The following is a 5,065-nucleotide window of genomic DNA, read 5'->3' as shown; positions in this document are numbered from 1 at the left end:
ATACGTATGTATAAACCGATGTAGAAGTAAAAACTAAGAGCCAAATGGGTTCAGGTGAAATCCCAATCAGTTAGCAAGAGTTTGAAAGTAGAAGAGATCATGTTTGAAACCGGCACAATTCTCGACAAAAGATACCAAATCCAGGCGCACCTGGGAACCGGGGGCATGGGCGAAGTCTATCGGGTTTTGGATCTGGAGCAAGGCCGGGAGTGCGCGCTCAAAATTTTGAATGAGATGATGGATGAGCAGGCTGTGCGCCGCCGTTTTCACAGAGAGTTTCAGGTGTTGAACAGATTCCAGCACCCGCGCCTGGTACGCACATACACCTGGGGCTTTGCCGAAGATCGCCCCTATTTTACGATGGAATATTTGCCTGGGAAGACATTGGAAAAAATTATTACCGATCAGGCACTGTTAGGACGATTCCGAGCTTCGTACTTTTACGCTCTGGTGCAACAAATCGTCGAGGGTTTGGCTTATGTCCACGCGCAGGGTGCGGTGCATCGCGATCTCAAGCCATCCAATATTATGGTTTTGGAAACAGAGGAGGGGATTGAGACCACGATCCTGGATATGGGACTGGCGAAACTCAGACATCTGCATAGTGTTTCCATTACGCAGGAGGGCACGGCGATTGGTACGGCAGAATATATGTCGCCAGAGCAGGGTAAGGGATTGTGGGTGGATCATCGGTCAGATTTGTACTCATTGGGTGTGATTTTATACGAGATGCTTACGGGTACGCCGCCATTTTCTGGACAAAATCCAATATCTGTTATTCTTAAGCATATTCGAGAGATACCGCCCTCAATGAGCGAAATCAATATCGCTGTTCCTGAAGAGATACAACAAATTGTGTTGAAGTTGCTGGCAAAGGAGCCTGTTGATCGCTATCAGTCGGCAGAGGAACTGGTGCGTGCCTTACCATCGGGGTTTGTGCCACCGGATGACGAGCAGCGCAATGTGCCCTTGAAAGTGATGCGGCCGCAATTTGTTGGGCGCGAATCCGAGATGAAGACCTTGCACGCGATGTTGCAAGATGTACAGGCTGGTGAGCAGCGTGTGGTTCTAATCTCCGGTGAGGCAGGGGTGGGTAAAACGAGATTGATCGAAGAACTATTGGGCGATGCGCTGATCCATGATTTTCTGTGTTTGAAAAGTGCAGGTCAGGAAGAGGGCGGACAAATATACGGTGCATTGATTAGTGCTTTTCAAGGGATGGCGGATTTGGTGGCAGAATTACCCGATTCATTAGAGACGGACAAGTTTTCTATTATGGAGCATTGGTTGCAGTTATTAAAGCGTCTGCGACAGAAACAGCCCGTTGTGTTGAGTTTGGAAGATATTCAATGGTTTGATGAATTGACATTGGAATTTTTGCAGTATGTGTTGCGCGATCCAGAACCCTGTCCGTTTTTGTTATGCCTGACTTGCAGATGGTCTAACCTGGAGCCACTTTCAAAGGAAGTTGAAAATTTTATACACAGTAATGAATTTGCTGAGGCGACTCATATTCAGCTGAAAAATCTACCGCGAGAAGAGGTGGGGTATCTATCGGCGTCGATGTTGGGGGAGCGGTCCATACCGCCGGATGCATTGCAAACCCTGTTCAGAGAAACGGGTGGACAGCCCCTGTTTGTCGTGGAGGCTGTGAGGACGCTGGTGAATACCGACGTGGTTCGGCAGAATGTGTCTGGCGATTGGCAGTGGGGAGAATTTCCCGAAACCCTGTTATCCGATGATATTTCTGAGGTTTTGTACAGACGCGTAACTGCTCTGCCTGCGGTGCAACAGCGGGTGCTGGAATACGCCTGTGTTTTTCTGAGTGATTTTTCTTTTGAATTATTGGCTGCGATTTGGCGCAGTGATGAGTTGGAGCTATTGGATGTACTGGACGACCTCGTAGCAGAAGGGCTGTTAACGACTTATGGTGATGAAGACCGCTATCGATTTTCACAGGGTTTGTATCGGCGTGCAATTTACGATCGTGTGCAAGATGTGCGGCGGCGTCTGTTACATCGAGAAATTGGCAATGCTCTGGAAGAGATGGAAGATGCAGCAGGATTGACAGAAGAATTGGCGGATCATTTTGCCGCGGCAGAAGAACAGGATAAAGCTGTAAAATATATGCGGTTGGTAGGCAAAAAAGCATTGGCGATACAAGCGTATCGCCAGGCATTGAGACGGTTTGAGGCTGTGCGAGACCGGACAACGAATGATGCTTTTGAATCGCAAGCGGACGCTATCGACTTTTTGTGCGATTATGCAGATGTACTGCGCAATTGCGATCAGCACAATAGAGCACTGGAATTTTTAGAGGAGGCAAAGACATTATTACCCGATGATCCAAATGATTTGAAGGCACGTATTTTGAATCTCGAAGGTAGTATTCACAGCGTACTTCAACATGGAGAAATAGCAGAAGAATATATGCTGGAGGCATTACAACTTTATCGGGAACTGAATGATCTCGACGGAGAAACTCAAGCATTGAGCAGTTTGGCTCATTTGTGCGATGTGTCTGGGCGTCACGAAGAAGCACTTGCGTATATGCGCCGGGAAACGGCGAAATATGCTACCCTGGGAGAGGCACAAAACGAGGTCGTTATACAAGTACGAGCAGGTCAAACTGCATTGGTGGGATTTCGCTTTGCGACAGCCAAAGAACACCTGGAAGCTACTGTAAAAACATCTCAGGAACTTGGACTTGAAAACTATCGCATTTGGGCACTTAATTCACTTCAAAGAGTTTATTTTTATCTGGGTGATCTCAACCGTGCGGAATCGATTTGCCATGAAGTCATTAGTGCGTGGCAGAAGCAAGGGCTCGTGCATTGGGAGGCAGTGAATTTCCTGTATCTCGGAGAATTAGCTCTGGAACGCGGTGATTTTGCCGAGGCATTGGAATATGCCGAGATTTCGTCAGAGCGATTTTTGGAAACACCGCGAAAATATTATATTTATCGTGCGTATGCGATTGCGGCAACGGCTGCTACGAGAATGGGAGATACAGAAGTAGCACTCGAATGGGCAGAAAAAGCCAGAGAAGGTGTGCAACAAACATCGGGTATGTACACGGGCATATTGCCCCTGGTACATTGTGGTATTGGTGTTGCTTTCGCTCAAACAGGGCGGATAACTGAGGCTGAAGAGGCTTTTGAGCAGGCGATTGAATGCCGAAGAGAATCAAAAGGCGACCACTGGGCGCGTGCATTGCTGATGGCAGGAGAGTTTTATCTCCAGCGCGGTGAGATGACAAGAGCACAAGAGTATCTCGAAGCGGCAAAACAGGCGTTTGAAGAAATGGAAATGTCCTACTTTCTGAGGAGAACACAGGTGTTATTCAGTCAATTATCTCGCGACGAAGATGGTCGCGGCAGGAATGCCGCACCCAGTTCTAAAATTTCAGTCGATACCTTATCCGTTGATCGCTGGCGCTTGCTTTACGAGGTGAGCCGAGAATTGACTACAGAGCGCGATGTCAAGGTGCTATTGGATCGGATTTTGGGTAATTTGCTGGCTGTTTATTCAGCAGCAGAGCGGGTGCTTGTTGCAATCAAAAATGAGGCTTCGCAAGGCTTTGTAGTTGATGCGATACGTCACCACAATGTAGAAGTAGATGATTTAGAAGAATTGAGTGGGGGTATTATTCGTCGGGTTATTGAGACAAATGAATCTGTTTTGAGCATTGATGCCCAGACAGACGATAGGCTAAATCGGTACCAAAGTGTGATAGACTACCACATTCGGTCTGTATTGTGTGTGCCCTTATTTCATGTTAAAGAAGGTGTTATCGGTGCGCTATATGTGGATCATCGCGGCATGGACAATGCATTTTCTGAAGAAGATCAGACGTTTTTACAGGCATTTGCGAATCTGGTGAGTGTGGCACTGGTCAATGCGAGGATGCACGAACAATTGGAAGAGAAAGCACAATATTTGCAGCAGGAGGTCGAAAGGCGGTATCAGCTTGGCGATCTGTTTGGGCAAAGCGATGCGATGCAGGCGATCTACCGTCTTATCGAACGCGCTGCAAAGAGTGATATTCCCGTGCTTGTACAGGGCGAAACAGGTACAGGTAAGGAATTGGCAGCGCGTGCCATACACTACAATAGCACGCGCAAAGACCAGCGATTTTTGTCGGAAAATTGTGCCGCACTATCACCAGAGTTGTTGCAGAGTGAGTTGTTTGGGCACAAAAAAGGCGCGTTTACTGGGGCGACAGAAAATCACATTGGAGTTTTTGAATCGGCCAATGGAGGGACGGTTTTTTTGGATGAAATCGGAGATGCCCCGCCACAGTTGCAAAGGAGTTTGTTGCGGGTGTTGCAAGAAGGTGAAGTACGGCGTGTGGGAGAAACTGTAGATCGCGCAGTAGATGTACGCATTGTTGCAGCGACCAATCGAGACTTAAAAAAAGAAGTTGAAAACGGTTCTTTTCGTGAAGATTTGTATTATCGGTTGCATGTGATTCAGATTGATATGCCGCCTTTGCGAGAACACATCGAAGATGTGCCGTTATTGGCCGAACAATTGCTCATTCGGGCAAAAGAAGATGCAAACAAGTCGGTTGGGGGGCTGACAGTGGGAGCTATCAAGGCGCTCACAAATTACGACTGGCCGGGTAATGTGCGCGAGTTGGAGAATGAGATTCGGCGTGCGGTTGCATTGGCAGAAGGAGAGGGAGATATTACGCCCGATTTGTTTTCGGAAGCTGTAGGTCACGCGGTGTCAGATGCCTCTGTCGAATACCACTTGCCTGCACAGGCGGATGTCCGCACGCAAGCAGGAGGGCGTTTACAAGATCGTATGCAGGAGTATGAGAGACAGTTGATTCGAGACGCACTCGAGAGATATAAGGGCAATATTACGCATACGGCTAAAGAACTGGGGGTGGCACGCATTAGCTTGTATAGAAAGATCAATCGTTTGGGGTTGAGATAGATGTTGGACTGGTGTATCATTTTGTAACAGTGTATCATTTGGCTTACAGTCTATTTATTTTTATATAAATCAGTCAGTTATGCATATTTTATTTACTTGAACGGTTGTAAATGTATCACAT

1 protein-coding gene is annotated in these 5,065 nt (G+C 47.4%); it reads left to right on the top strand.

From position 1 onward, the window contains the following. The first annotated feature begins 54 nt into the window (after positions 1 to 54). Positions 55 to 4,944: a protein kinase gene (locus tag F4Y39_07160; GenBank protein ID MYC13494.1), complete on the top strand. Its 4,890-nt coding sequence runs from the start codon at positions 55 to 57 to the stop codon at positions 4,942 to 4,944. Positions 4,945 to 5,065: the final 121 nt, after the last annotated feature.

This window comes from Gemmatimonadota bacterium (genome assembly GCA_009838845.1).
GTDB lineage: Bacteria > Latescibacterota > UBA2968 > UBA2968 > UBA2968 > VXRD01.
This window is presented reverse-complemented; position numbering and strand designations above follow the sequence as displayed.